This is a genomic window from Phenylobacterium sp. RIFCSPHIGHO2_01_FULL_69_31 (assembly GCF_001824475.1).
In the GTDB taxonomy this organism is placed as follows: domain Bacteria; phylum Pseudomonadota; class Alphaproteobacteria; order Caulobacterales; family Caulobacteraceae; genus Phenylobacterium.
Genome location: NZ_MHXN01000007.1, coordinates 202,890 through 227,907, shown reverse-complemented (window position 1 = coordinate 227,907; position 25,018 = coordinate 202,890). Strand labels below are relative to the sequence as shown.

Annotated in this window: 33 protein-coding genes; 19 read left to right on the top strand and 14 right to left on the bottom strand. The window is 69.7% G+C overall.

Annotated elements, in window-relative coordinates:
* Positions 1-14 precede the first annotated feature (14 nt).
* Genes A2790_RS04975 through A2790_RS04965 form a run of 3 tightly spaced genes read right to left on the bottom strand, consistent with a single transcriptional unit; the run spans position 15 to position 1,965 of the window.
* Positions 15-641, bottom strand: a complete 627-nt coding sequence (locus tag A2790_RS04975) for a carbonic anhydrase (RefSeq protein WP_293388318.1) — start codon at positions 639-641, stop codon at positions 15-17.
* Positions 641-1,285: a maleylacetoacetate isomerase gene (maiA, locus tag A2790_RS04970; RefSeq protein ID WP_293388315.1), complete on the bottom strand. Its 645-nt coding sequence runs from the start codon at positions 1,283-1,285 to the stop codon at positions 641-643. Before maiA ends, A2790_RS04975 begins: the two co-directional genes overlap by 1 nt.
* A complete protein-coding gene (locus A2790_RS04965; RefSeq protein WP_293388312.1) occupies positions 1,285-1,965 on the bottom strand; it encodes a fumarylacetoacetate hydrolase family protein in 681 nt (226 codons plus the stop codon). The genes maiA and A2790_RS04965 overlap by 1 nt, the downstream gene beginning before the upstream one ends.
* Before the next feature lie 562 nt (positions 1,966-2,527).
* Between A2790_RS04965 and A2790_RS04960 the strand changes: the two genes are divergently transcribed.
* The 4 genes from A2790_RS04960 to A2790_RS04945 all read left to right on the top strand — a co-directional run bounded on the left by A2790_RS04960 (position 2,528) and on the right by A2790_RS04945 (position 8,618).
* Positions 2,528-4,111, top strand: coding sequence for a tetratricopeptide repeat protein (locus A2790_RS04960; protein WP_293388309.1), 1,584 nt, complete (start codon positions 2,528-2,530; stop codon positions 4,109-4,111).
* Positions 4,112-4,157: 46 nt separating this feature from the next.
* Entirely contained in the window at positions 4,158-6,371 is a 2,214-nt protein-coding gene (locus tag A2790_RS04955) for an NAD(P)-binding protein (protein ID WP_293388306.1), read from the top strand.
* A gap of 109 nt (positions 6,372-6,480) precedes the next feature.
* Positions 6,481-7,335 carry a hypothetical protein gene (locus A2790_RS04950; protein ID WP_293388303.1) on the top strand — a complete coding sequence of 285 codons (855 nt, stop codon included), beginning with the start codon at positions 6,481-6,483 and terminating at the stop codon, positions 7,333-7,335.
* 59 nt (positions 7,336-7,394) lie between these two features.
* Positions 7,395-8,618: a CaiB/BaiF CoA-transferase family protein gene (locus tag A2790_RS04945; protein WP_293388300.1), complete on the top strand. Its 1,224-nt coding sequence runs from the start codon at positions 7,395-7,397 to the stop codon at positions 8,616-8,618.
* Between the two features lie 226 nt (positions 8,619-8,844).
* On the opposite strand, the gene A2790_RS04940 is transcribed toward A2790_RS04945, so the two are convergent.
* A complete protein-coding gene (locus A2790_RS04940; RefSeq protein ID WP_293388297.1) occupies positions 8,845-10,257 on the bottom strand; it encodes an HWE histidine kinase domain-containing protein in 1,413 nt (470 codons plus the stop codon).
* Positions 10,258-10,411: 154 nt separating this feature from the next.
* Here A2790_RS04940 and A2790_RS04935 point away from each other — a divergent pair, with 154 nt between their 5' ends.
* The 3 genes from A2790_RS04935 to A2790_RS04925 all read left to right on the top strand — a co-directional run bounded on the left by A2790_RS04935 (position 10,412) and on the right by A2790_RS04925 (position 11,388).
* On the top strand, positions 10,412-10,720 hold the full coding sequence (locus A2790_RS04935; protein ID WP_293388294.1) for a hypothetical protein: 309 nt from the start codon (positions 10,412-10,414) through the stop codon (positions 10,718-10,720).
* Between the two features lie 10 nt (positions 10,721-10,730).
* The gene (locus tag A2790_RS04930) at positions 10,731-11,132 is read left to right on the top strand and encodes a hypothetical protein (protein WP_293388291.1); all 402 of its coding nucleotides are present in this window, start codon (positions 10,731-10,733) and stop codon (positions 11,130-11,132) included.
* A gap of 70 nt (positions 11,133-11,202) precedes the next feature.
* Complete coding sequence (locus A2790_RS04925) at positions 11,203-11,388, top strand: DUF1328 domain-containing protein (RefSeq protein ID WP_068877826.1); 186 nt, start codon at positions 11,203-11,205, stop codon at positions 11,386-11,388.
* Positions 11,389-11,392: 4 nt separating this feature from the next.
* Here the strand turns inward: A2790_RS04925 and A2790_RS04920 are convergent, their stop codons facing one another.
* From A2790_RS04920 to A2790_RS04910, 3 genes are read right to left on the bottom strand one after another with little or no spacing between them, the layout of a single operon-like run.
* Positions 11,393-12,175 carry a metallophosphoesterase gene (locus tag A2790_RS04920; RefSeq protein ID WP_363080404.1) on the bottom strand — a complete coding sequence of 261 codons (783 nt, stop codon included), beginning with the start codon at positions 12,173-12,175 and terminating at the stop codon, positions 11,393-11,395.
* Positions 12,172-13,023, bottom strand: a complete 852-nt coding sequence (locus A2790_RS04915) for a diacylglycerol kinase family protein (protein ID WP_293388590.1) — start codon at positions 13,021-13,023, stop codon at positions 12,172-12,174. The genes A2790_RS04920 and A2790_RS04915 overlap by 4 nt, the downstream gene beginning before the upstream one ends.
* A gap of 34 nt (positions 13,024-13,057) precedes the next feature.
* Positions 13,058-13,381: a hypothetical protein gene (locus tag A2790_RS04910; protein WP_293388289.1), complete on the bottom strand. Its 324-nt coding sequence runs from the start codon at positions 13,379-13,381 to the stop codon at positions 13,058-13,060.
* 199 nt (positions 13,382-13,580) lie between these two features.
* Here A2790_RS04910 and A2790_RS04905 point away from each other — a divergent pair, with 199 nt between their 5' ends.
* From A2790_RS04905 to A2790_RS04890, 4 genes are all read left to right on the top strand, one after another.
* A complete protein-coding gene (locus A2790_RS04905) occupies positions 13,581-13,922 on the top strand; it encodes a YMGG-like glycine zipper-containing protein (RefSeq protein ID WP_068877830.1) in 342 nt (113 codons plus the stop codon).
* Between the two features lie 81 nt (positions 13,923-14,003).
* Complete coding sequence (locus tag A2790_RS04900) at positions 14,004-14,447, top strand: OmpA family protein (protein WP_293388287.1); 444 nt, start codon at positions 14,004-14,006, stop codon at positions 14,445-14,447.
* Between the two features lie 295 nt (positions 14,448-14,742).
* Positions 14,743-14,952 (top strand): hypothetical protein, encoded by a 210-nt coding sequence (locus A2790_RS04895; RefSeq protein ID WP_293388285.1) that lies wholly within the window; start codon positions 14,743-14,745, stop codon positions 14,950-14,952.
* Positions 14,953-14,964: 12 nt separating this feature from the next.
* The gene (locus tag A2790_RS04890) at positions 14,965-15,204 is read left to right on the top strand and encodes a hypothetical protein (RefSeq protein ID WP_293388283.1); all 240 of its coding nucleotides are present in this window, start codon (positions 14,965-14,967) and stop codon (positions 15,202-15,204) included.
* Between the two features lie 75 nt (positions 15,205-15,279).
* Here A2790_RS04890 and A2790_RS04885 read toward each other — a convergent pair whose 3' ends face one another.
* Positions 15,280-16,080, bottom strand: a complete 801-nt coding sequence (locus A2790_RS04885; protein WP_293388281.1) for a response regulator — start codon at positions 16,078-16,080, stop codon at positions 15,280-15,282.
* Positions 16,081-16,314: 234 nt separating this feature from the next.
* On the opposite strand from A2790_RS04885, the gene A2790_RS04880 reads away from it, so the two are divergent.
* Genes A2790_RS04880 through A2790_RS04865 form a run of 4 tightly spaced genes read left to right on the top strand, consistent with a single transcriptional unit; the run spans position 16,315 to position 19,024 of the window.
* The gene (locus A2790_RS04880) at positions 16,315-16,503 is read left to right on the top strand and encodes a NepR family anti-sigma factor (RefSeq protein WP_068877835.1); all 189 of its coding nucleotides are present in this window, start codon (positions 16,315-16,317) and stop codon (positions 16,501-16,503) included.
* A complete protein-coding gene (locus A2790_RS04875; protein ID WP_293388276.1) occupies positions 16,503-17,111 on the top strand; it encodes a sigma-70 family RNA polymerase sigma factor in 609 nt (202 codons plus the stop codon). The genes A2790_RS04880 and A2790_RS04875 overlap by 1 nt, the downstream gene beginning before the upstream one ends.
* A 13-nt stretch (positions 17,112-17,124) precedes the next feature.
* Entirely contained in the window at positions 17,125-18,843 is a 1,719-nt protein-coding gene (locus A2790_RS04870) for a sensor histidine kinase (protein WP_293388273.1), read from the top strand.
* A 43-nt stretch (positions 18,844-18,886) separates the two neighbouring features.
* The gene (locus A2790_RS04865) at positions 18,887-19,024 is read left to right on the top strand and encodes an entericidin A/B family lipoprotein (RefSeq protein WP_293388270.1); all 138 of its coding nucleotides are present in this window, start codon (positions 18,887-18,889) and stop codon (positions 19,022-19,024) included.
* 63 nt (positions 19,025-19,087) lie between these two features.
* Here the strand turns inward: A2790_RS04865 and A2790_RS04860 are convergent, their stop codons facing one another.
* The 3 genes from A2790_RS04860 to chpT form a co-directional block, all read right to left on the bottom strand.
* On the bottom strand, positions 19,088-19,903 hold the full coding sequence (locus A2790_RS04860; protein ID WP_293388268.1) for a protein-glutamate O-methyltransferase CheR: 816 nt from the start codon (positions 19,901-19,903) through the stop codon (positions 19,088-19,090).
* Positions 19,900-20,268: a response regulator gene (locus A2790_RS04855; RefSeq protein ID WP_293388265.1), complete on the bottom strand. Its 369-nt coding sequence runs from the start codon at positions 20,266-20,268 to the stop codon at positions 19,900-19,902. The genes A2790_RS04860 and A2790_RS04855 overlap by 4 nt, the downstream gene beginning before the upstream one ends.
* A gap of 84 nt (positions 20,269-20,352) precedes the next feature.
* Entirely contained in the window at positions 20,353-21,003 is a 651-nt protein-coding gene (chpT, locus tag A2790_RS04850) for a histidine phosphotransferase ChpT (protein ID WP_293388262.1), read from the bottom strand.
* Positions 21,004-21,068: 65 nt separating this feature from the next.
* On the opposite strand from chpT, the gene A2790_RS04845 reads away from it, so the two are divergent.
* Complete coding sequence (locus A2790_RS04845) at positions 21,069-21,263, top strand: DUF3553 domain-containing protein (RefSeq protein WP_293388259.1); 195 nt, start codon at positions 21,069-21,071, stop codon at positions 21,261-21,263.
* Positions 21,264-21,269: 6 nt separating this feature from the next.
* Positions 21,270-22,052: a 3'(2'),5'-bisphosphate nucleotidase CysQ gene (gene cysQ / locus A2790_RS04840; RefSeq protein WP_293388256.1), complete on the top strand. Its 783-nt coding sequence runs from the start codon at positions 21,270-21,272 to the stop codon at positions 22,050-22,052.
* A 45-nt stretch (positions 22,053-22,097) separates the two neighbouring features.
* On the opposite strand, the gene A2790_RS04835 is transcribed toward cysQ, so the two are convergent.
* On the bottom strand, positions 22,098-22,325 hold the full coding sequence (locus tag A2790_RS04835; protein WP_293388254.1) for a hypothetical protein: 228 nt from the start codon (positions 22,323-22,325) through the stop codon (positions 22,098-22,100).
* Positions 22,326-22,484: 159 nt separating this feature from the next.
* Positions 22,485-22,958 carry a hypothetical protein gene (locus A2790_RS04830; protein ID WP_293388251.1) on the bottom strand — a complete coding sequence of 158 codons (474 nt, stop codon included), beginning with the start codon at positions 22,956-22,958 and terminating at the stop codon, positions 22,485-22,487.
* Between the two features lie 274 nt (positions 22,959-23,232).
* Between A2790_RS04830 and A2790_RS04825 the strand changes: the two genes are divergently transcribed.
* Positions 23,233-23,364, top strand: a complete 132-nt coding sequence (locus tag A2790_RS04825; protein WP_293388248.1) for a hypothetical protein — start codon at positions 23,233-23,235, stop codon at positions 23,362-23,364.
* Here A2790_RS04825 and A2790_RS04820 read toward each other — a convergent pair.
* A complete protein-coding gene (locus A2790_RS04820; RefSeq protein ID WP_293388245.1) occupies positions 23,361-23,948 on the bottom strand; it encodes an NTP transferase domain-containing protein in 588 nt (195 codons plus the stop codon). The genes A2790_RS04825 and A2790_RS04820 overlap by 4 nt on opposite strands.
* A 29-nt stretch (positions 23,949-23,977) precedes the next feature.
* On the opposite strand from A2790_RS04820, the gene moaA reads away from it, so the two are divergent.
* Entirely contained in the window at positions 23,978-25,018 is a 1,041-nt protein-coding gene (gene moaA, locus A2790_RS04815) for a GTP 3',8-cyclase MoaA (protein WP_293388243.1), read from the top strand.

Genomic DNA, 25,018 nt, shown 5'->3' with positions numbered 1-25,018 from the left:
CGGCCGCGACGAACTCAGCTCGGCAGTTCCGCCAGGTCTTCCAGGCCCGCCACGCTGACGTTCAGGTCGGTGACGATACCGGTGCCCAGGGTGTAGACCCAGCCGTGCACGCTGAGCGATTGGCCGCGGGCCCAGGCGTCCTGCACGAAAACGTCCGAGGCCACGTTCCGGACCTGACGGATGACGTTCAGCTCGACCAGCCGGTCCCACTTTTCCTTCTCGCCGGGCAGGGCGTCCAGCTCGTGGCGATGCTCGTGGTGCACTTCGCGGATCGGATGCAGCCAGTGGTCGACCAGTCCGCGCCGCTGGCCGTCGACCGCCGCCGCCACACCGCCGCAGCCATAGTGGCCCACGACCAGGATGTGCTTCACCTTGATCACGTCCACGGCGAACTGCAGGACGGACAGGTAGTTGGCGTCCTGCGGCGGGGCCAGATTGGCCACGTTGCGGTGGACGAACAGCTCGCCCGGATCCAGGCCGACGATCTCGTTGGCCGGGACGCGGCTGTCTGCGCAACCGATCCACAGGTACTCGGGCGCCTGCTGGCCTTCCAGGCGCTTGAAGAAGCCCGGGTCGGCGGCGACCTTGCCGGCGGCCCAGGCGGCGTTCTTGGCCTTCAGATCGTTCAGGGACTTCGGCATCAGAGGGGCTTTGCGTCCGGTTGCTGATTGGGATGGGCGGCGATGAAGGCTGGGTGTTCCGCCGCGCGGTCCGCGGCGGCCGCCAGCTTCGGCCAGGGTGAAACGTCCAGCTCGAACCGGCGTGCCGAATAAACCTGGGGCACCAGGCAGCAGTCGGCGATCGTGGGGCTGTCGCCGAACGCGTACTGGCCGCCATGCTGCTCGATGAGCGGTTCGAGAGCGTCGAAGCCGTCGCGGATCCAGCCGTGGATCCACTGGGTGATCGCCGCCTGCTCGACGCCCATCTGGCTGAGCTTGCGGCCCACGCGGGTGTTGTTCAGCGGGTGGATATCGCAGGCGATGATGCCGGCCATCCGCCGCACGACGGCCCGGTCCAGCGCGGCGCGCGGCAGGATGGGCGGATGGGGCCGGGTCTCCTCCAGCCACTCCAGGATCGCCAGGCTTTGCGCCAGCACCGTTCCATCGCCCAGGCCCAGGGCCGGGGTCAGGCCCTGGGGGTTCACGGCCCGGTAGCCGGGTTCGCGTTGCTCGCCCGCGACGAGGTCGATCGGGTGGTAGTCGTACTCGCAGCCCTTCAGCTTCAGGCCGATGCGGACGCGGTACGGGGCCCCGGCGCGCCAGGCGGAATGCAGCGTCCAGCCCATCAGGCCACCGTGAAGGTGAGCCGGCCCACCCCCTCGATCTCGCCTTCGACCCGGTCGCCCCTGACCAGGGGGCCCACACCCTCCGGCGTTCCCGTGTAGATCAGGTCGCCAGGCGCCAGCGCCCACAGCGCCGATGCCTCGGCGACGATCTCGGCCACGTTCCAGATCATGTCGGCCACGCTGGCGTCCTGCTTCACGACGCCGTTCACGGAGATCGCGATGCGGCCCTGCGGCGGCGGTCCCTGCCAGCGGCGGATGGCCGAGATCGGGGCGGACTCGTCGAAGCCTTTGGCCGCGTCCCAGGGTTGGCCCTTGTCCTTCGCGGCGCTCTGCAGGTCGCGGCGGGTCAGGTCGACCCCCACCGCATAGCCGTAGACCAAGTCGAGCGCATGCTGGGCGGCCACGTCCCGGCCCGCCTTGCCGATGGCGACCACCAGCTCGATCTCGTGATGCAGGTTGGCGGTCCGAGGCGGATAGGTCGGATCGCGGCCGGGCGGCACGATGGTGTCGGCGGGCTTCGTGAAGAAGAACGGCGGGTCACGGTCGTCGCCCCCCATTTCCCGGCGATGGGCGGCGTAATTGCGACCGACGCACAGGATCCGGCGGACCGGGAAGCCCCCGGCCTCGCCCTCGACGGGCACGACGGGGACGGGCGGGGGAGCTATCGCGAACTCGGCCATGGCCGGCGTTTAGGCCCGCCGGGCGGCGATGTGAACCCCACGCTACGGTAAGCTCGCCTCACGTCAGGGGCAAAAAGGAGCCCCCGACCACGGCTGTGATCGGGGGCCTATAAAAATGCTCGCAGGTCTAGGAGGTCCCACGAGTCCTCGCTGCGGATGCGGGTCATCCGTGACGCCTCCCCAGACGTCGCGGCTGACCCGCATCGGGCGCGCCGATCCCGCAAGGCGGGGGAGCGGAGCGGGGTCGCGAAATCTCTTCCAACGACATGACGATCGCCGCCTCCGACGCCAGCACAAGCGGCAGAGGCCCAAGGGAACATGGACGGGGTTGTCGGGTCGTCCATGACCCTGGGGAAGAGGTCTAAACCCGGGCGTATAAAGACCAGTCGTCGCGCCGAGCTGACAGGCCCGACAGCCGATCTTTTGCCGAGCGGAAGCCGATCTTTTCCAGGCTCGGAAGCGTGGCGAGCCCCTCCGGTTGTGCTAAGGGCGAGGGAGTGATGAGCGTTGCGGAGCGGGGCGAGGCTTCCGCGCGCGTGATTTTGGACGGGACCGGGGTTCGATGCAGTTGGCCCATCAGGCCGCCTTTTCGCTGGGAGCGCTGGAGGTGCGGCCGCCGACCTGCGAGGTCGTCTGGCGGCAGGGCCGCGAGGTGCTTCAACCCCGGGTGATGCAGGTGCTCGTCGCCCTGTCGCGGGCCGAAGAGGCCGTGGTGAGCCGCGACGACCTCATCGCCACATGCTGGGGCGGGCGGGTCGTGGGTGACGACGCCATTACCCTCGTAATGATGAAGCTGCGCAAGCTGGCCGAGCGCGCCGACGGCGCCTTCACCGTCGAGACCGTGCCGCGGGTGGGCTATCGCCTGACGGTCGCGCCCGCCACGGCCCAGCCGGCGCCTCCGCCGCCGTCCGGCAAGGCGCGCCCCCGGATCGTCGTGCTGGAGTTCACACACCCGGCCGGCGACGAGGAGCAGGGCTGGTTCGCCGAGGCTCTGGCGGACGAGCTCACCGTGGGGCTGTCGAAGTCGCCGCTGCTGTCGGTGATGCCGCGCCATGCGCTGCTGCATTCCGAGGTCGTCGGCCACGGCGCCGGGTCGATCTGCGCGCGGCTGGGCGTCGACTATGTGCTCGACGGCAAGGTCCGCAGCCTGGGCGGCACGGTCCGCGTGTCCGTCGACCTCATTCAGGGCTCGGACGAGACCAGCGCCTGGTCGGGCCGCTACGACCGCCCGATGTCGGATCTGTTCTCGATGATGAACGAGATCACCACCTCGATCATCGGCACGGTGGAGCCCGCCGTGCTGGAGCGCGAGGAATCGGAAGCCCGCAAGGTCCCCGAGCGCAGCCTGCAGTTCTGGCAACTCCTCGTCCGCGGTCGCGGGCACTTCTGGCGCTCGACACCCGCCGACGTGCGGCTGGCCGAGACCTTCCTCGAGCAGGCTCTGGCGCTGGAACCGAACGACGTCTCGGCCCTGTCGATCCTGGCGCACTGCAAGCTGTTCGAGGTCTGGGTCGGCACCTCCTACGATCCGGACGCGGCGATCGAGACGGCGCACCGGATCGCGCTCAAGGCGGTGGCGTCAGGCGGCTCCGACGCCTTCGCGCACTACACCTTAGGTGTAGTGCTTTCGATGATGGGCCGGCTTGCGGAGGCCAAGGCCGAGCAGCGGCGGGCGCTCGAGCTGAACCCTTACCTGGCGGCCGCTTCGGGCGAGATGGGGCGCCTGCTGGCCTTCGAAGGCCAGTCGGACGAAGCGATCGCCTATTCCGAACGCGCCATAACGGCGAGCCCCAACGATCCCCACAGCTGGCTCTGGTATCGCAGCAAGGCGATCGCCCGCTTCGTCGCCGGCGACTTCGAACAGGCTGCCCGGGATGCGGCGGACGCCTGCGCCCGCGGCCCCGAGCGCTTCCCGCTGCGGTATCTGCTGGCCGCCTGCTATAGCGCGGCCGGCGAGATGGATCAGGCCGAACGCGCGCTCGGGGATGCTGAACGGCTGGCCCGGAACAGGGCCGGCGCTGGACAAGGCAGCAACACGACACCGTATTCGCTGGAAGCGCTGAAGATCGGCCACCCATTCGTACGGCCTGCAGACCTCGCTAACCTTGTTAAGGCTCTGCAAAAGTCTGGGTGGCAGGCTGTCTAGGTCAGCAACCTAGGCGAGACCGGGGTCAAAGCCTCGGGTAAATCCCATGTCCGACGCGACCCAGCCCCGGAAAGTGGCCATCCTCGGGGGCGGCATGGGGGGTCTCACGACCGCCCTACAGCTTACCAGCCAGCCCGACTGGCAGAAGCGGTTCGACATCACCGTCTATCAGCTCGGCTGGCGGCTCGGCGGCAAGTGCGCCTCGTCCCGCGGTCCGAATGCGCGCATCGAAGAGCACGGCATCCACGGCTTCATGGGCAGCTACTTCAACGCCCTGCCGATGATGGCCGACGTGTACGCCGAACTGAACCGCCCCGCCGGGGCGCCGCTCGCCACCTTCGAGGAGGCGTTCCTCGGCTCCGGCTTCACCATGCTGTGGGAATGGGAGAAGGACCGCCTGACGCCGTGGCCCACGCGCGCGCCATCCAACAGCACCCCGCCCACCGACGGGACCTCCTACAAGGGCCTGCAGACCGCCATCGTCGCGATCCTGAATGAGATCGGCCAGATGTTGGGCGCCGCCGAGGGCGTGCCGAAACTGGTCTCCGACGGCATCTCGCTGGTGCTCGACAAGGCGAAACGACAGATCGAGACCGTGCCGCTCTCCGAGGGCCCCAACCATCCCCTCGTGGGCGAGATTCAGGCGGCGCGGAAGCTCGTCTCGGGCGTGGTCAAGACGGTCGACGTCCTGGCCCCCCACATCGCCGACCACGCGGACGACCTGCGCCGGGCCCTGCTCACCCTCGACTTCTACGCCACGCTCATCGTCGGCGCGCTCAGCGACAACGTCGAGGTGGAGGGCTACGACCGCCTGGACGAGGAGAACTGGAGCGACTGGCTCACCCGCCACGGCTGCCATCCGGCCACGCTCCAGTCGCCGGTGGTCATGACCACGGTCAACATCTGCTACCAGAGCCCCAACGGCGACACGAGCCGGGCGGCCCGCATGGGCGCCGGCTGCTACCTCAACTGGACCCTGCGGGCCTGCGCTTACATGGGCGACCTGATCTGGAGCTTCGCCGCCGGCACCGGCGAGACCGTCGTGGCGCCTGTCTACGAGGTGCTGAAGCGCCGCGGCGTGAAGTTCGAGTTCTTCCACAAGGTGGAGGCCCTGCGGCTGGATCCGGTGAACCGTCGCAACGTGGCGGCCATCGAGATGACGGTCCAGGCCACGCTCAAGGATCCGGAGGCGGGCTATCAGCCGCTCATCGACGTCAAGGGACTGCCGTCCTGGCCGCACCGGCCGCTGTATGAGCAGCTCAACGAGGGCGAATACCTTCGCGCGACCGGCATCGACCTGGAATCCTACTGGAACGGCTGGCCCAACGAGGCCTTCCCGCGCCTGAAGACGCCCCGCACCCTGCGCCACGGCGTCGACTACGACGAGATCGTCTTCGCCATTTCGCTGGGCGCCGTCCGCTACCTCTGCAAGGAGCTGATGGACGAGGATCAGGCCTGGCGCGACATGGTCGCGGCCCTGCCGGCCCTGCAGACGCAGGCCATGCAGATCTGGCTCTCCAAGGACATGTATGAGCTCGGCTGGGCCGAGCCGCTCAATCCGGCCAAGAACGAACTCGCGCTCTCCGGCACCTACTTCTGCCCGCCCAACGGCAACGCCAACTTCCCGGACCTGCTCAAGTGGGAGAGCTGGCCCAAGGACAACGCGCCCAAGGCGCTCTGGTACTTCTGCGGCCTCATGCCCGACTACGAGCCGCCGCCGCCGTTCTCGGACACCGACTATCCCCGTCGCCAGTCCGAGCGGGTGAAGACCCAGTGCATCCAGTACCTGCAGGCCTCGATCGGCACGATGCTGCCCAAGGCCACGGTGCGGGCCAACTATGGCGTCGGCGACCCGATGGGTCTCGACTTCAACCTGCTGGTCGACTCCCGGGAGACCGGCCCCGGCGCGCTGCGGGCCGAAGGCGTCCAGCGGTTCGACAGCCAGTTCTGGCGGGCCAACATCGATCCGACCGAGCGCTACGTCACCTCGCCGCCCGGCAGCACCGCCTGTCGGCTGGAGGCCTGGGGTTCCGGCTTCGACAACCTCACGCTGGCCGGCGACTGGATCTATACCGGTCTCAACGTGGGCAGCTTCGAAAGCGCCACCATGAGCGGGAAGCTGGCCAGCTACGCGCTCAGCGGCGCGCCGGCCCTGGACACGATCATCGGCTACCCGACCATGCCGCGGCCTCACGCGCCGACCCGGGCGCGGACGCCGGCGGTCGAGGCTGCCCTGCGTCTGCGAAAGGTTGTCGGCTAAGCGCCTTCCGCGTCGGGGCTGCACGGCGTGCGGCCCCGCTTGCGCCTCCGCAGGACCTGCCCCAACCTCGCCTGGCCGTGCCGGGGGGGCCTGGGAGGGCGTCTCGGCGATGTTGCGGATCGATATCTCGACCCTGGGCCAGCCGGAGCTCAAGCGCCTGCTCGCCGCGGCCAGGGCGCGTGGACAAGAGGGGTTCGCGGCGAAGCTCGAGGCCGAGCTCGCGGCCAGGGCCGCAAGCGGCCGCAAGGCTCCGTCCTGCCCGCCGCCAGACCCCGACGTCCCAGACGACGAGACGCGGCCGATGTTCCTGGACGACGGCACGGCGGACCTGCGCCTGGATGCCCCCGTCCGCCGCCGTCCGCGGTCGGGAGCCTGGCCCATGGTCCTGACGGCGGCCGTCCTCGTGGGCGGCGCGGCCGGCTGGGGGCTATCGCCCGGTGTGAAGACCTGGCTCTCGGCGCGCGCCGACCGGACCCAGCCCGTCGAGCGAGCGCCCGCCCCGCGGATCATGGCGGCGCAGGTCGCGGGGCCTGAGCCCGAGCCGCCAGCCGAGGACACATCTGCGCCCCCCGTGGCCGCGCCCGAACCGCAGCCTGTCACGCCGCCGCCCGAGGCCCGCCCCATCGCTCTGGCCAAAGCCCCAGTCAGGGCGACGGCCCCGGCGCGTCTCGATCCCTGCGCGACGCCACCTACCCCCGCCGACCGCGCGCTCTGCAACGACCTGGCGCTGAACCTGCTCAGCCATGAGATGCGGGACGCCTACGGCCGGGCGCTAAGCGCGGGAGCAGACCCCGCCGCGATCCGGGACAGCCAGGCCGCTTGGCGCCGGACGCGAGACCCGGTTTCGGATCCGAGGGGCCTGGCCGAGATCTACGACCGTCGGATCCGGGAACTGAAGGCTGCCGCCGCCGTGGCCGCGTCGTCGGCGGCGCCTCCATCACCAGGTGATCGACAACAAAATTGACGCTCTTACCTAGCGTCACCGGGCTTACGCTGGCGGTCGCGCCGCGCTAAGCGAGAGCCATGACCGATCCTGCCGCTTCTCGCCCGGAGGCCAAGGGCCCCCTCGCCGACCTCGTCGTCATCGAGATGGGGACCCTGATCGCCGGGCCGTTCTGCGGCCAGATCCTGGGCGACTTCGGCGCCGAGGTGATCAAGATCGAGGACCCCCGCGTGGGCGATCCCATGCGCCAGTGGGGCCGTAGCCTGCCCAAGGGCCTGTCGCCCTGGTGGCCGGTGATCGGGCGCAACAAGAAGTCGGTGGGCCTGGACCTGCGCAAGCCCGAGGGCCAGGCCCTGGCCAAGGCGCTGATCGCCAAGGCGGACGTGGTGATCGAGAACTTCCGGCCGGGCGCCATGGAGAAGTGGGGCCTGTCGTACGAAGCGCTGTCCGCCAACAACCCCGGCCTGATCATGGCCCGGGTATCGGGCTTCGGCCAGACGGGTCCCTATTCCCAGCGGGCCGGGTACGGCCTGATCGGCGAGGCCATGGGCGGCCTGCGCTACGTGACGGGCGAACCCGACCGGGCGCCGGCGCGGGCGGGCATTTCGATCGGCGACAGCCTGGCGGCCATGCACTCGGTCATGGGGATCATGATGGCGCTGCATCACAAGGAGAAGACCGGCAAGGGCCAGGTGATCGACGCGGCCCTGTACGAAAGCGTGCTGGCGGTGATGGAGAACCTGGTCACCGAGTACGACCTCACCGGCTACGTTCGCGAGCGGTCCGGCTCGATCCTGCCGGGGATCGCCCCGTCCAACGCCTATCCCTGCGCCAACGGCGAGATGATCCTGATCGGCGGCAATGGCGACAACGTCTATGCGCGTCTGACCGAGGCCATGGGGCGGCCGGAGCTGAAGGACGACCCGAAGTTCGTGGACCACGCCAGCCGGGGGGCCAACCAGCACGAGCTGGACGAGATCGTGTCGGCCTGGACCTCGACCTTCGTGCTGACCGACCTCCTGAAGCTGCTGGAGGCCAAGGGCATCCCCGCCAGCCGAGTCTACCGGGCGCCCGACATGCTGGAGGATCCGCAGTTCGCGGCGCGCGAGGCGATCGTGTCGGTGGACCATCCGGTGTTCGGGTCGGTGCGCATGCAGAACGCTTTCCCGAAGCTCTCGGCCACGCCCGGAAAGGTGCGATGGCCCGGGCCGGCCCTTGGCCAGCACACCGACGAGGTGCTGGCCGCGCGGGCGGGCTGTTCGCCGCAGAAGCTGGCCGAGCTTCGAGCCGCCGGCGTCATCTGACCGCAAGGTCGTCGGCCCGCGACCTATGCCGCGGACCGCCGTCGAAGTCCGGGTCGCCTGCGTCCGGGCGAGCACCCCTGGCCACCGGCCTGGCCCCCGCGAACGTCGCCGCGGGCCTTCGTAAGGTCGACATAGAGGCCTCGCGGCCCATTGCGCAGGTGGCGACTTGCCACAGTGCGTTCCTGCCGCGCGACTACGCGCCGCGCAGCATAGCTAACGGAAATGGCTAACGATTTCCCAGCAGCTCGGCAACCGCCGCGGCGACCTGGGTGACGTCGTAGGGCTTGCGGATGACCGGCGCTTCGAAGCCGCCCGGCGCCCCGCCGGTTTCGCCGTAGCCGGTGGCGAAGACGAACGGGATCCGGCGCTGATGCAGCACCTCGGCCACGGGAGTCACCGAGTGGCCGTTGAGATTGGCGTCCAGCACGGCTGCGTCGATCGGCTGGTCCAGCAGCGCCATCGCCTCCTCCAGCTCATAGGCCGGGCCGATGACCTCGGCGCCGGCTTCGGAAAGCCCGGTCTCCAGTTCGAGCGCCAGCAGGACGGCGTCCTCGACGATCAGCACCCGGGCGCCCTTGAGGCTGGCGGGGCCCCGCGAGGTGGGCACGGTCTCGGTGACGCGGGCGACGGGCGCCTCGGGCATGACCTCGGGCCGATCGGCCATGGCCTGGGGTCCTGCGCGCAGGCGGACCGCCACGCCGGCGGGGCGGTAGTCCACCTGGGTGTCGCCGTTCAGCTCGCGACCGGTGACCTGCTCCAGCAGGGTGGAGCCGAAGCCCCGGCGCGCCGGCGAGGCGACGACCGGCCCCCCGCTTTCGGTCCAGGTCAGCTCGAAGCCGCCGCCCGGCCGCGCGTTCCAGCGTAAGTTGACGTGGCCGGTCTCGACCGACAGGGCGCCGTACTTCACCGCATTGGTGGCGAGCTCGTGCAGGGCCAGCGACAGGGCGTTTGCCGCGCGGGGCGTCAGGAAGAGCTCCGGCCCCTCCCAGCTGGTCTGGCCGGGCGCGATCGCTCCAAGCTCGGCGGCGGCCAGATGGTCGATGGCGGCGCCCCGCCAGCGGGCTGCGGTAAGAAGTTCGTTGGCCGAAGCCATAGCTTTGAGCCGCCCGCCGAAGGTCTGGAGGAAGGCGTCGAGCGATGTGGTGCGCTTCGCGGTCTGCTGGGCCAGGGCCTGCACGGCGGCGAGCACATTCTTCACCCGGTGATCCAGCTCGGCCATGAGCTGCATCCGCTGGTCTTCTTCCCGGCGGCTTCGGCTGACGTCCTCGATCACGCCGCAGACCCGGATCGCCTGGCCGGCCTCGTCGCGGACGATCTTCGCCGCGGTCCGCATCCATTGGACCCGGCCATCGTCGGGCCGGATCATCCGGTAGCGGCCCTCGTAGCTGTCCCCGTCCTGCAGATGCTGTTTCTGCTCGGCCGCCAGCGCCTCGCGGTCGTCGGGGTGGATGAAGCGGTCGAAGGCTGCGCCGCCCTCGGCGGGAATCTCCCCGGCCGGAAGCCCGGTTATCGCTGACAGTCGATCGGAGATGATCAGGACGTCCCTGGAGAGGTCCCATTCGAACTCTCCCAGGCCGGCGATCTGGAGGGCCAGCTCCAGACGCTCTCTGTCGGGGCTGCGTCCCACCTCGCGCGTCATGATTCCAACATAGGCATGCCCGCGCGCCGACGCGACGGGAAACCGCGCAAACTTTCGCGGCGCTCTGCCGGCCCTTTGCGGCCATTCCGATATCCACCTATGCTGCAGCGCAGCTCCCACGCCCGGGGAGCGCATTTCCGTTCGGAGACGACACATGCCCCCCAAGGCCGGCCAATTGACGACCGAAGAGGTGGCCGACGCGGCCAACGACACCGCCGCCAAGATCACCGCGGATGCGCAGAAGGCGATCGCCGACGCCGCCAAGCGGATCGAAGCCACTGTCCAGCAGGCGCTCGAACAGGTGCGCGCCCAGTCCCGCGTCTATGCCGACGTGGCGGGCGAGCAGATCGACGAGGCCAGCCGCCTCGCCAGCGAGCAGATCCGCGCCCGCCCCCTCGCGGCGACCGGCGCTGCGCTGGGCATCGGCGTGCTGATCGGCATGCTGCTCGCATCCAAGCGCTGATCCCCCGCCCTTGAACTTCAAGCGGATCCTGAGTCTGGCCGCGGCGGTCACCGCCGTCGCCGCGGCCGCGGCCGTGTGCGTCGTCGCGGCGTCGTTCGCGATCTATGCCTTCGCGCGCGAGTACATCGGACCGGCCGGCGCAGCGGCGGTGGTCGCCGCCGTCTTCGCCCTGCTCGCGCTGGCCGTGGCCTGGGCCGCGACGCGCAAGGTGGTCCCGAAGGCCCGGGCCGGCGCCCCGCCGCCGCCGGCCTCGCCGGTCGATCGCGTGGTGGCCATGGCCAAGGAGCGGCCGCTCCTGGCCCTGGGCGCCGCCGCGGTGGCGGCCACGGTGCTGATCCGCAACCCGGCGATGGTCACGGCCCTGATCAGCGCGTTCGTCGCCGGCAACAATACGCCCAAGCCGCCGCAGTAGTCGGAACGGCGCGCGCCTCGGAGCGTTGCCTTTGCCGCAGGCAGTTCGGCCTGCGAACGGAGGTAACGACATGCTCGGTTGGGCCCTGACCTTTCTGGTGGTCGCCCTGATCGCCGGTGTCCTCGGCTTCACCTCGGTGGCCGGCGCCGCGATGGGGATCGCCAAGATCCTGTTCTTCGTATTCCTGGTGCTGTTCGTCGTCTCGCTGGTCATGCACCTGGTGCGTGGCCGTGGCGTGGGCCCCGGACCGCTCTAGACCACTATGCCGGGCGACGATCCAACGCCCAGGTTCGATAGGGCTCGTAGTGCGAGCCCGTCCAGGCGAGGGCGGTGACGCGAATGCAGCCGTCCTCGACCTCGACCTCGTTATAGCTCGGCGGCACGCCCCTCTCCCGCACCGACAGGGTGCCGGCGCCCACCGCATAGGTCCGCCCATCGGCGTGCGGATAGGGCCAGGTGAAGGGGGCATGGATGTGCCCCGACAGGACCAGGTCGACGCGCGCCCGGGCAAACGCCTTGGCCGCCTTCTCCCCGCCCCACACCCGGGCCGTCATCGGACCGCCCAGCATCTCGATCAGGGGGTGGTGAACCACCACGATCCGCAGCCGGTCCGAGGGTTCGAACCATTCAACGACGCGTTCGGCCTGCCGGAACGAGATCTGCCCTTTGGACCAGTTGATCCGCGGCTGGGCGCCTCGGGCGGTGTTCACGCCGTGAACGGCGATGCCGTCCCGCCGCCAGTTCTGAGCCGGGGCAGGGCCCACGTGGCGCTCGAAGCGGCGGAAGGGCGCGAAGATCCGTTCGGCCCACGCCAGATAGGGTGCGTCGTGGTTGCCGGGCGTGACCAGTTGCGGCTGGGGCAGGTCCCTGAGCCAGGCGGCCGCGGCCTCGAACTCCGGCGTCTCGGCGTAGCGGGTGAGGTCTCCGGAGACGATGGTGAGGTCGAAGCTCCCCGCCCGGATACGTTCGCCCGCAGCGGCGACGGCGGCCTTGTTCTCGCCGCCGAAATGGATGTCCGAAAGGTGCGCCAGCCGGATCTTCACCGCTCGTCCTTGGGTGGGGTGAGTACGCGGCAGACCTTCGGATCGTACCGGACGTCCACCACGCTGGGCAGACGGACGATCTCCCCGTCCAGGAGCGCCGGAATTCCCTGAGCTGCCCACACGTGCGCGCGCCGGCAGAACTGATCCTCCACCGAAGGGTCCACCCGCCAGTCGCGAACCAGCGCATTGAGCCCCAGGCGAAGAATTTCCCCCGCGCCGCTGGGGTTCAGCGCGGCCGCCTCGAGGGCGGGATCCTCGGCGTGCATCACCTTGGAGGCGATTGGGCACATGAGCACCAGCGCCTCAGCCTTCGAGCGCCCATGGCCGTCGAGCTGGTAGCGGAGGCGCCCGGTGAAGGCGCGCTGCACGGCGTAGCGAACCTTGCCGAACGCCTCGATCAGGTTCCCGCTGCGCGCCGCCTCGCGCGCCGAGGCCAGGCGCGCCGGTGAGCCGAGAATCGCGGCGCAGAGGAAGCGGTGGCCATCGATGCAGCCCCCGCCCAGGTCCCGCTCGCGACCGTCCTCCAACGCTACGCGCAGGGCGTCCTGCCATGATCGCTGACCATAGACGGCATGAGGCATCATGTTCATCGTGCCCCCCGGCAAGGGGGCGAGCATGGGCCCATCGGGGCCGCAGAGCTCTGCGGCCGCGCGCACCGTGCCGTCGCCGGCCAGGGTGATGAGGAGGTCGGGCCCCGCGTCGACGGCCGCCTTCAACTGATCGATCAGTTGTCCGGGCTGTGGTGTGCGAACACGCGCCGTCACGCCGAACTCGCCGAGCAGCTTCTCCAGTTCCGCAGGCGCGTTGGGTCCGACGCTGCCGGAGGCGACGTTGACGACAACCTCGATCTTGCCGAGGCGGGGGCGAACGGCGGGGTCGGCGTCAGTTGTTGGCAGGCGTCTGGGTCCCGTCGGTCGATGTCACATCGCGCACGGCCTGGCCGGCTTCGGCGGCGGCGCTGCGGACCGCAGGTTCGGCCTGGTCGGCCGCCGTGGCAAGGTTTTGATCGACGACCGTGCCGGCGCCGCCGAACGAGCCGTTGACGGCGGCCAGCGCCATGACGATGAGGCCCACCGCCGCGGCCACCACCAGAAAGGTCATCAGGATGGGATGGCGGCGGCGCTGCTTTACGGCGTCGCGCCGGCCCAGTTCATATGCCTGCCGCAGGTCGCTGCGCTCGGCGTCGCGGTCGCTGTAGGAGGTCACGGCTTTCGTCTCCAAGGTGTTCCCCGCTTGCAACGGCGCCCGACCGCCTTGGTTCCGGACGGAACTGTGCAGGTGGCGATGCGTTTTCCGCCGTGAGCGATCCTCGCCGAAGGGCAGGAGGATGCGCTCCGGAATCGAGTGATCTGGCGGCCCACCCTCGTGCGGGGCGCCGGGGACACCCCAAAGGAGAGCTAGTCGAATGTTGAAGCCTCTTATCGCAATCGCGGGCGCCGGTGTCCTGGCCGCCGCCTGCACCAGCACCGGCCACACGGAACGCAGCGCCCTCGGGGGCGCGGCTCTCGGCGCGCTCGGCGGCGCGGCGATCGGCGCCATCTCGGGTGACGTCGGCGTGGGCACCGGCGCCGCGGTCGGTGCGGCCGTCGGCGGCACCGTCGGCGCCGTGAAGGGCTGCCGTGACGAAGGCGGCTGCGGCAAGGACACGCCGAACCGCCGCCAGTACTACGATGAGCGCGCCGGCCGCTATTACTACTATGACCCGGGCACCGGCCGGTACTACTGGGAAAACGGCACGCCGCGCTGATGCGAAGCCGACACTGATCTAGGAGAAGGGCGGTCGGATATCCGGCCGCCCTTTTTCGATTTTGCTTATTGGAGGGCTTGGATGAAGTTCCTGTTCTTGACTGGGGTCGTCGCGCTGGTTGGGCTGTCGGCCTGCACGACCGTGCGCAACGCCAGAGACCGGATCGTGCGGGCGCCGCCAGCCTGCCAGGACGTGAGCATCCCCATCTATTTTGAGGCCGACGCCGCCGAGCTTACCCCGGAGGGGCGGCGGGTCATCTCGCTGCAAGCCGCAGAGGCGCGGCGCTGCAAGGTCGAGCGGGTAGTGGTCGTCGGCCTGGCCGACGCCGATGGCGATCCTGCGGCGAACCTGGAGCTTTCGAAGGCTCGGGCCGCTTCGGTTACGAACGCGCTGATGCAAGCCGGCCTGCCGCCGGCCGAGTTCGATCTTACCGCAGCGGGTCAGGCGGGTTCGGTGACCGCCGATGGCAAGCTGCAGCCGGTTCGCCGCCGGGCGGACATCACGCTCAAGCTCGCCAGGAAATAGGGCCGTCCAGTCCTGTCGCGCCCTGCAGCGCAAAAAGAGAAGGGCGGGCCTTTGCGGCCCGCCCAGGTGTGCATCATCGAGAAAAGGGGTGCGGAGACGGCAGACTGGCATGCTCGCCAGCCTCAAGTCGGGGGGGGCGTCGCCGCCTCCGCAGACATAGAACACCGGCGCCTTCGAACCGTTCCGGGTCCCCGCGATTTTTTTCGAATGGACGCTTTGAGCCGCTCGGACGGGCGGCGGAACGCCGGCTTCACCGTGCGCGTTAGTCGTCTGCCGTCAGGAAAGGGCGTCTTCCATGCGCAGTTCCTTCATCGCCACCACGGGCCTGAAGCTCGCCCGTAGCCCGAGCCTGCGAGAGCAGGCCGCCCGTCGGCGGGCCGTGGCGCTCGGCGCGCTGCTCGGCCTCGCCGCGATAGGCGCGGCCTTCGGCATCCTGACCGCCCCCCAGAGCGCGAGCGACGGGGCCGCGAGCACCGGCCCGTTCAGCTATTTCCCATCCGAGTAAGGAGACCGATCCATGTCGTCCCGCGAGACCGAAAGACCGGTCATGAACGCCACCCGCGCCCGCCAGGGCCGCTGGGGCCGCCCGGTGTTCTGGGTGCTGTTGTTCGGCACACTGCTGGCCGCCCTCGGCATGTTCGCCGCCTGGAGCTGGAAATCCGCCGACGAGGGTCCGGCCGGAACGGGGCAGGAGACCGTGGACGGCCGCGGCTATGGTGCGCCGGAGCCGCCCTCGCCGAATCCCCAGACCCCGTAAAAGGATCTGCTCGTCCCACGAAAAAGGGCGCCGCTTGCGAGAGCGGCGCCCTTCGTCGTTTTCGGGGCCTGTCGGTCAGGCGGCCTGCTTGTTCTGCCGTCGCGGGTGGAAGAACAGGGCCTGGCCGATGGCGGCTTTCACCGTTTCCGGTTGGAATGGCTTGGTGATCAGGAAGGTGGGCTCCGGCCGTTCGCCCGTCAGCAGACGCTCGGGGAAGGCGGTGATGAAGATCACTGGCACATCGTAGCGCTGCAGGATGTCCTTCACCGCGTCGATGCCCGACGAGCCGTCGGCGAGCTGGATGTCGGCCAGCACGAGACCCGGCGTCTTGCGGGCCACGGCGTCGACCGCCTCTGTCCGGGTGGCCGCGATGTCGACCACGGTGTGGCCCAGCTCGGTCACGAGAGCCTCGATGTCGGCCGCGATGACCGGCTCGTCCTCGATGATGAGGACGTCGGTGGCGAGTTCGGCGTCGATCTCGGCCTGTGCTTCGGCGATCAGGCGCTCGACCTCGCCGAAGTCCGACCCCAGGATCTGGGCGGCCTCGGTCGGTGTGAAGCCTTCCAGCGCGGTGAGCAGGAAGGCCTGGCGGGAGCGGGGCGCGATGCGCATCAGCCGGCGCGTCGCATCGTCCATACCCAGATCGTCATCGGCGGGGCCTTCGAGCTGCGCGCCCGAGGTGCACCAGATGGCGTGGAAGACGTGATAGAGCGCGACGCGAGGCGTCATGTTGTCGGCCAGCGTGCGTTCGCCGGCGGCCAGCGCTTCAAGAGCCACGCGCACGTAGTGATCGCCGGTGGTCTGATCGCCGGTCAGCGCGCGGGCGTATCGGCGCACATACGGCAGATGCGGCGCCAGTCGGGCTAGAAGACTCAAGGGTACACCCCTCCCGTATTGCAGTTCGAACACGGCAGCCCGGTGCAGGGAAACGTTCCCCCGCCCGAACCCCATGATGGTCGAAAACGTCACCGCTGGGAACCGGTTCCCTTTGCCCTCGGTTTTCCGCATCTTGTTCCTCGCCGCAAGGGAACCCGAAAACGGACAAGGGCGTTGAGCAGTCGCAAGGAACACGAGAGGGGGCGGACTCCGCGTGAGCGGAGCGCCGACGAAATGATCGAACAGCGTCCAACAGCGGAGCGCCGCAAGGCCTCCGCAGCTCTTGATGAAGCCCGCCTGCGCCAGCAGGCGATCGGTGTGCGCCTGCGCCAGATGTTCGACGAGGTCGTGAACGAAGAGGTGCCGGACGAATTCCTGGAAATTCTTCGTCGGGCCGACGAACGCGGCTCGGAGAAGGCCTGATGGAAGGCGCAGCCGAAAAGACCCGACCCGAGCGCAGCGCGGCCGACGACGCGGCCTTCAAGCGCGAACTGGTCCAGCTGATCCCGCACCTGCGTGCGTTCGCCCGCACGCTTTGCGGCGACCCGACCGCGGCCGACGACCTGGCGCAGGACGCCATGATGAAGGCCTGGGATGCGCGCGCCAGCTTCCAGATGGGCACCAACATGAAGGCCTGGACCTTCATGATCCTGCGCAATCAGTTCTATTCCGAAAAGCGCCGGTCGTGGCGTCAAAGCCAGCTCGACCAGGAAGCCGCCGAGCGCACGTTGGTGGCCGTGGACGACCCGGAGGCGCCGGTGGCCCTCGACGAGCTGCGCCAGGGCCTTGCGATGCTGCCCGCCGAACAGCGGGAGGCGCTGATCCTCGTCGGCGCCGGCGGCTTCGCCTATGAGGAAGCGGCCGAGATCTGCGGCTGCGCGGTGGGCACGGTGAAGAGCCGCGTCAGCCGGGCGCGGCGCGCCCTTCACGCCATCCTCGAAGACGGGGCTTATGATCGGGACGGCGCGTCCGCCGGGGACGCGATGCGTTCTATCCTGGCCGACGCGGAGCGTCTAAGCACCGTCCGGTAGGACGGATGAGCTGATGCCCGGTTCCCCCTGGAGTTCGCTTGGCACGATCCGGGTCCGCCTGATCGCGGCCCTGGCGGCCGCCCTGCTGCCGGTGCTCATCCTGGGCGCCCTCCAATCTGCGATCGGCTTCCAGCGTGAGGGCCGTGAGCTGCGGCAGAACCTCGGCTTCGCCGCCGAGCGCAGCGCCGCCACGGCCCGTGCGCGGATGGAAGGCGCCGACGTCCTGCTGCAGACGCTCGCGCCTGGGGCGGTCGGGTTCCAGTGCCAGAAGCGCCTGGAGCAGGTCACCGCCCGCATCCCGGGCTACCTCAACCTGATCCGCTTCGACCGGCAGGGGCGGGTGGTCTGTGCGGCCGGCGGCGTGCCGGCGGACCTGGCTCGCGCCGAACGTCCCTGGTTCCGCCAGCTGGCCGAAGGCGGCGCCATTTCCATCACCCGGGATCCTGGCTCAACCTATGCCGAGGAGCCGGCGATCCTGACAGCGGCGCGCGCGACGGGGACCGACGGCGCGTTCGACGGCGCCTTCGCCGCGGTGATCGCGCTTTCCAGCCTCCAGCCGCAGGTCAGCGACCCGTCCTTGCCGAAAGGGGCGGAGGTCGGGCTGGTGGAGAAGACCGGCCGCTACATCACCTTCACCGACGCAGGCGCCTTCCCGCGCTTGCCCGAAGACTGGCGCGCCAAGGTCGAGGCGCGCGGTACGCTGGTCTGGTACGGCCAGGACGGTAAGGGCCGCCGCCGGGTCTATTCGGCCGCCCCGGTGGTCGGCGACGAAGTCTATGTGGTGCTGTCGGCGGCCTCGCCGGGCATCCTCTCGTGGGCCCGCCTGAACCCCCTGACCGGGATCGTCTTTCCCCTCCTGACCTTCCTCTTGGCGCTGATCGCGGTGTTGGCGGTCACGGAGCGCGTGGTGGTGCGGTGGATCGTCTATCTGCAGCGCATCGCCGCGCTCTACGCCCGCGGACGGCTGAGCGTTCGCCCGGTCCAGGCCGAGCAGATGCCCGGAGAGATCCGCGACCTGGCCGAGACCCTGGAGGACATGGCCGACGCCATCGTCGGCCGCGACGCCTCGCTCCGCGACAGCCTCGCCCAGAAGGACGCGCTGATGCGCGAGATCCATCACCGGGTGAAGAACAACCTGCAGGTCATTTCCAGCCTGCTCAACATGCAGCAGCGCTCGCTGGTCGACCCCGCCGCGCGTTCCGCCATGAGCGACACCCGCCAGCGCATCACCGCCCTGGCCCTCATCTACCGTGCGCTCTACCAGGGCCCCGATCTCAAGCGCGTGGATCTGCGCCCGTTCCTCGAGGAGCTGACCGCACAGCTGGTGAACGGCGAGCTGTCCCAGGGGCTGACCGTGCGCACCGAGCTCAAGGTGGACCCGCTGGTGATCGACCCGGACCGGCTCGCCCCGCTCGCCCTGTTCGCCGTCGAAGCCATCACCAACGCCCAGAAGCACGCCTTCGCGGCGCGGGGCGGCGTGCTGCGCCTCAACTTCACCGTCCGCGGCGAGGAGGCGGAGCTGGAGATCTCCGACGACGGCGAGGTCGAGGAAAGCGCGCTGGTCTCGACCGGCGTGGGACGGACCTTGATGACCGCCTTCGCCCGCCAGCTGCGCGGCCGCGCCGAGCTCGTCCGCAACGCGGCGGGCGGGGTGACGGCCCGGCTGATCTTCCCCACGCCGGCGGCCGATCGCGCGACGATGGCCTCGCGGGGGAACCAGGCCGCGGCCTGAAGCGTTGCCGCGGGGAGCAATAGAAGCCCCCGGGAGATTCACCATGCGTAAAGTCGTACTGCTGGCCGTTCTGGCCGCAAGCCTCGCTGCCAGCGCCTGCAACACCGTGTCCGGCGCGGGCAAGGATGTGAAGTCCGCCGGCGAGGCGGTGACGGACACGGCCGAAGACGCGAAGAAGTAGTTCTTAGCGAGGTATCGCTGCGAAGGCCCCGGAGTTGCTTCGGGGCCTTTCGTGTTTTGGCGGTCAGGCGGCCGAGCGGGCGCGCGGCTCGGCAGCGGCGTAGAGCGCCATGTCGGGGGCGACCCGGACGAACGCCTTGCCTGCGGAATCGTTGTGTCCCAGCAGCAGACCGCCGCCGGGGGCCAGGGCGGATCCGATCTGATCGAGCAGGCGCGCGCCTGCCTCCGGCGCGAGCTGGCCGAGCACGTTGCGGCAGAGGATCAGATCGAACTGGCCGATGCGGGATAGATCGTCCATCAGGTTCACCCGCCGCCAGCGCACCATCTGTCGCACGCGTGGCGAGAGGACGAACGACTCGCCGTCCTTTTCGAAATGCCGCACCAGCATGCGGGCGGGCAGGCCGCGCTGGACCTCGAACTGCGAATAGCGGCCGCTCTGGGCCTTCTCAAGGCTCCGCTCCGACAGGTCGGAGGCGAAGAGCTCGATCCTGCCGACGCCCGGTGCGTCGGCCAGCAGCATGGCGAGGGAGTAGATCTCCTGGCCCGCACCGCAGGCGGCGCTCCAGATCCGCACCGGCTCGCCGCCCCGCGCACGGGCGAGGGCCGGAACCACCTCCTCCGCCAGGATGGAGAAGACGTGGTGATCCCGGAAAAACTCGCTCTCGGGCAACGCCATGGCCTCGACGGCGGCCCAGACCAGCCGGTCATCCGCGCCGTGCCGCAGGGCGTCGATGAAGGCCTCGGACGAACTGAAGCATTCTCGGCGGGCCAGCGGCGCCAGCCGGCTTTCGATCAGATAGGCTTTCTCGGCGTCGACCCGCAGGCCGGCGCGCGCGAGGCACAGGGAGGCCAGGAATTCGCGATCCTGCGCCGGGATCATCCGACCAGCCCCAGATAGCCCAGCTTGCCGGCGATGATGCCGCCGTCGAAGGGCTTCATGATGTATTCGTCGGCCCCCGCGTCCAGCGCTTCGCGGATCGATTCAATCTCGTTCTCGACGCTGCAGAAGACCACCTTGGGGTGATCGCCGCCCGGCCCGCCCCGCAACTTCTTCAGGAACTCGAGGCCGTCCATGGCGGGCATACGCCAGTCCAGCAGGACCAGGTCGGGCATCACCGCACTGCACCAGGCCATGGCCTCGACGCCGTCCGACGCCTCGGCGACCTCGAACCCCAGATCCTCGAGGATCCGGCGCGAGACCTTGCGGATCACGCGGCTGTCGTCGACGACGAGGCAGGTCTGCAAGGGTCTACGGCGCTCCAGGAGTCTGGATGCCTATGTCGCGCTGAGTTGGTTAACGCGGGGTATGGGCGGCGGCAGAAGCTGGCATCAGGCCGGCAGCGTCGCCGCGAAGATGACCCGTTCCTCCTGCACGTCGGCGAACACGCGGCCGCCCGCGTCGGTGACGAACAGGTGAGTGTAATAGGCCTGGACCCAGTGGCCGTGCAGGCCCTCGCCCGGCGGCTGCCCCTGCAGGCCGGCCAGCACCTCGGGACGAAGCCGCGCACGCGGCCCGGTGGATTCGATAGCGATCGCCAGCGAAGCGCCCTCCTGGACCGCGCGGACCTTGGCGACCCCGCCGGTGGGCAGCGCCGCGCCGGCCATCTGGGACAGGTTGAGTAGGGTCCGTGCGGCGGGCTTGTTCACGGCCGGAGTGTCCACGGCCCAGGCGAGCTCGGCGCGCATGTGGGCGAACACGCCCTGGGCCAGCTTTTCCAGGTCGCGGGCGTCGAAGGTCTCGGCCGACGCCGAGGCGCCGAACGCCACCCGGCAGAACGACAAGAGGTCGGCCAGCTTCTTGGCCGAGGAGGTGATCAGCCCCATGGCCTCCTCGCGCATGTCCTGCGCCGAGGGGTCGTCGAGCAGGTCCAGTCCCGAGGAGATGGCGCTCGCCGGGCTGATGAAGTCATGGCACATCCGCGCCGCGAGATAGGCGGCGAGTTCGGCGGGCCGCACGGCGGGGGCGTTGGCGTCGGTCATGGAGCGTAACCTTGGCGCGATTTGCGCCTTGGGGAAACGCCTGGGCCTCTCTAATAGACCCGCCCATGGACACGTTTTGGGATCCGTTCCTGGAACCGGGCGTCCTGGTGCGTCACCCGACCGAAATCGCGTGGGGGCTGGGCCAGGTTCAGTCCGTGGCCGGGCGCAAGGTGACCGTGAACTTCGAGCACGCGGGCAAGCAGACGATCGACGCCGCCGTCGTGACGCTGGTGTTCGCAGGCGACGATCCCCGAAAGTAGGACGAATTGACCGAGAGCTCCGTGAACGCGAACGACGTCGGCGACGTGCTGGCCGACATCTGCGAGGCCGCCGCCGCCCTGATCCTGCCGTTGTGGCGCTCCGGCGTTGAAGTCCTCACCAAGGCCGACGAAAGCCCGGTCACCGAGGCCGACCAGCGCGGCGAGAAGCTGATCCTGGAGCACCTGGCCCGCCACTTTCCAGGCGTGCCGGTGATCTCGGAGGAGGACGCCAGCGAGTTCGGGACGCCGGACTCGATCGGCCCCCGCTTCTTCCTGGTGGATCCGCTCGACGGCACCAAGGCCTTCGTCCGGGGCGACCCGAACTTCACCGTGAACATCGCCCTGATCGAAGACGGCCGCCCGGTCGCGGGCGCGGTTTGCGCCCCGCCCAGTGGAGAGACCTGGTTCACGAAAGGCGGAGTGGCGCTGAAGCGGGTGAACGGCGGTCCCGCCGATCGGATAGTCGCACGCCCGTGGCCGAAGGGGAGCGCGGTGGCGCTCGTCAGCCACACAATGAAGGAAGAAACGGCGGTCAAGCTCGCCGAGCAGTACGGCTTCGATCTGCGCGAGCCGATGGATTCGTCGATCAAGTTCTGCCGGATCGCCGAAGGCTCGGCCGACATCTATCCGCGGCATGGGCCGACGATGGAGTGGGATATCGCGGCCGGTCAGGCTGTGCTGGAGGCCGCTGGCGGCTCGGTGCTGACGCCGGAGGGGCGGCCGTTCGCCTACGGCAAGGCGAGCGACGGATTCAGGAATGGATGGTTCGTGGCGCGCGGCGCCGACTGAAGAGGCGAAGCCTCTCCCGTCGTCCGGGAGAGGCTTCGTCCGCCGTCAGCGGTTTTCGTCGCGCTGGCCGGACTGCCCGGACTGGCCCGACTGGCCGGCTTGGCCCGCCTGGTTTTCCTGACCCTGGCGGTCCTGCTGGCCGCCTTGCTGGCCCTGGCGTTCGCCCTGCTGGTTCTGCTGGTTCGGCTGCTGCTGGGACTGATTGTCCTGCTGCTGCTGCGGGCGCCGGGTCTGGTCGTTCTGGCCTTGGTTCATATTGTTGTCCTGGCCCATGGTTCGTCCTTCCGTGTTGGCGATGGACAGCGTCCGCCGCGGTCGGCGCTGCGTCCCATAAAGCCTTGAGCGAGCATAAGGTTCGGTCGGCCGAAGGGACTTTTTCCTTGTGTCGGACCGCCGACGGACCGGGGCGAGCCCGGGATAAAACCCTGGGGCTCAGCCGTCCGTCGCCGGGTGGCTTTCCATCCAGCTCTCGAGCGCCTGCGCCGCCTCGTCGGTGCAGCCGCCCTGATGCACCTGGACGATGGCGTCCAGAGTCGTGATGCCGGCTGCCTCGGGGCAGACGCCTGCGCGCGCCCGCGCCGCATAGAGGCCGGCCTTGGTCCGCTCGGGCGGCGCCACGATGGTCCGCAGGACGGCGAGCCGCTCGGCCTCGGCCTGGCCCGCCTTACGCGTCGGGACCGCCACGCCGCCGGGGGCGCCCTTCAGGCGAACCATGTCGCCGGAGGCGTGCATCAGGGTCAGCGTGCGGCCCGGCGCCAGCGGGGCCTTGGCGCCGGCGTCGTAGGAGGCGCCCCTCGGAATAGCTGGGTCGGTCGAGGCGACGACGATGTAGTCCCGCGCGACCGCCGCGCCGGCCAAAGTCGACAGGGCGACGCCCAGGATCAGGGTGGGAAGGCGGCTCAACATCTGCCGAGCATGCGCGTCATGGTGGAGTCCGGCAAGTCCAGGTCGCAGTCCGCATACCAGGTCCCGCGAACGCGGATCGCCGAGTGGGACGGGCGCTCGGGGGTCCGTCCGAGAGCAGGGGCGGCGGGCAGCCTGCGACACATGGGCCCGCAACCGGCAATTGAGATTCCGATTAACCCCCGGTTAAGAGGTGCTCTTGTATGGTGACCGCCAGAATGTCGAGGCAGACGCTATGGTCAGCGTACAGCTGCGAAATTCCGGCTCAGGCCTTTGGATGCCGTTCACCCTGCCCACATCGGTGCAGGTGGCGCAGACGATCGCTGCGGCCGTGAAGACGCTCAACATTGCCGATCAGGTGCGCATCCAACCGGCTGCGTCCGCCCCGCAGCTGGACATCAAGGTCTAGCGCGGCAGGTCCTCGCGGACGTCGACGTCGAACAGCACGCCGTCGTCCGGAGCCTCCACCTGCGCGAGCGCCGCGCCCAGTCCCTGCAGGATCGGCCGAGCGCCCACATCGCCGCGCAGCGCCGCGACATCGCCGAAGAGGGCGCGGCCCAGCACCACCGGGTTTCCGCGCTGTCCCGCAAAGACCGGCGCTGCAGCCGGCGCCCCGGCCTCTATGGCCGCGGCGAGCGGGGCGAGCACGGCGTGAGGCACGCGCGGCATGTCGCCCAGGAAGACGAAGGCGCCGTCCAGGCCGGGCTCCAGACTGGCGATCCCTGCCCGCAGCGAGGCGGCCATTCCCTGGGCATGGTCCGCGGCGTGGACCACCCTGACACCCGGGTCGAAGCCTCGTGCGCAGGCGGCCACGGCTTCGGCGTCCGCACCGGTCACCAGGGTGACGAACTGCGCCGGCGCGGCCCGCGCCGCAGCGAGGGCGGCGTGCAGCAGCGGGGCGCCGCCATAGTCCGCCAGCAGCTTGCCGCCGCCGAAGCGGGAGCCCGCGCCGGCCGCCAGCACCACCGCGGCGAACCTGCCTACTGTCGCCACGCGCGGTTCCCTCCTATCTTGGACGTCGGATGACGCCATACGACAACATCGCCGCAGCGCCCCAGGCCGACTTGTCGGGCAAGCCCCTCGTCGACGGCTTCGGCCGGACGGTGACCTATTTGCGGCTCTCGGTCACCGACCGCTGCGACCTGCGCTGCGTCTATTGCATGGCCGAGCACATGACCTTCCTCCCCAAGGCCGAGGTGCTCACGCTCGAGGAACTGGATCGCATCGCCTCGGCCTTCGTCGGCCTGGGGACCCGCAAGCTCCGGCTGACGGGCGGCGAGCCGCTCGTCCGCAAGGGCATGCTCGACCTCGTGCGAAGCCTCGGCCGCCACCTGCGCTCGGGTGCGCTGGACGAACTGACACTCACCACTAACGGCACGCGCCTGGCGGATTTCGCGGGCGAGCTGGCCGACGCCGGCGTGCGGCGGATCAATGTCTCGCTCGACACGCTGAAGCCGGACCTGTTCCGCCGGCTCACCCGCGGCGGCGACGTCGGCAAGGTGCTGGCCGGCGTGGCCGCGGCGCAGGCCGCCGGCCTGGCGGTCAAGATCAACGCCGTGGCGCTCCGCGACGACAATGCCGCCGAAATCCCCGACCTGATCGCCTGGGCGCATGGGGAAGGGTGCGACCTGACCCTGATCGAGACCATGCCGCTAGGCGAGATCGAGGCGGATCGGACGGATCAGTACCTGTCGCTCGCGGCGGTGCGCCGGGAGCTGGAGAGCTTCTGGACGCTGGAGGACCTACCGCTCTCCACCGGCGGCCCGGCCCGCTATGTGCGCGTGGCGGAGACGGGCGGGCGGCTGGGGTTCATCACCCCGCTCAGTCACAATTTCTGCGAGGCCTGCAACCGCGTGCGGCTGACTTGCACGGGCACCCTGCACACCTGCCTGGGGCAGGAAGACGCGACCGACCTGCGTGCGGTTCTGCGCGATGGCGCCGACGACGCGGAGCTGGCGAGGGTCGTCCGCGAGGCGGTGCTCGGCAAGCCGAAAGGGCACGATTTCGAGATCGCCCGCGCCCAGCCGGCGGTGACCCGGCACATGTCCACAACGGGCGGCTGA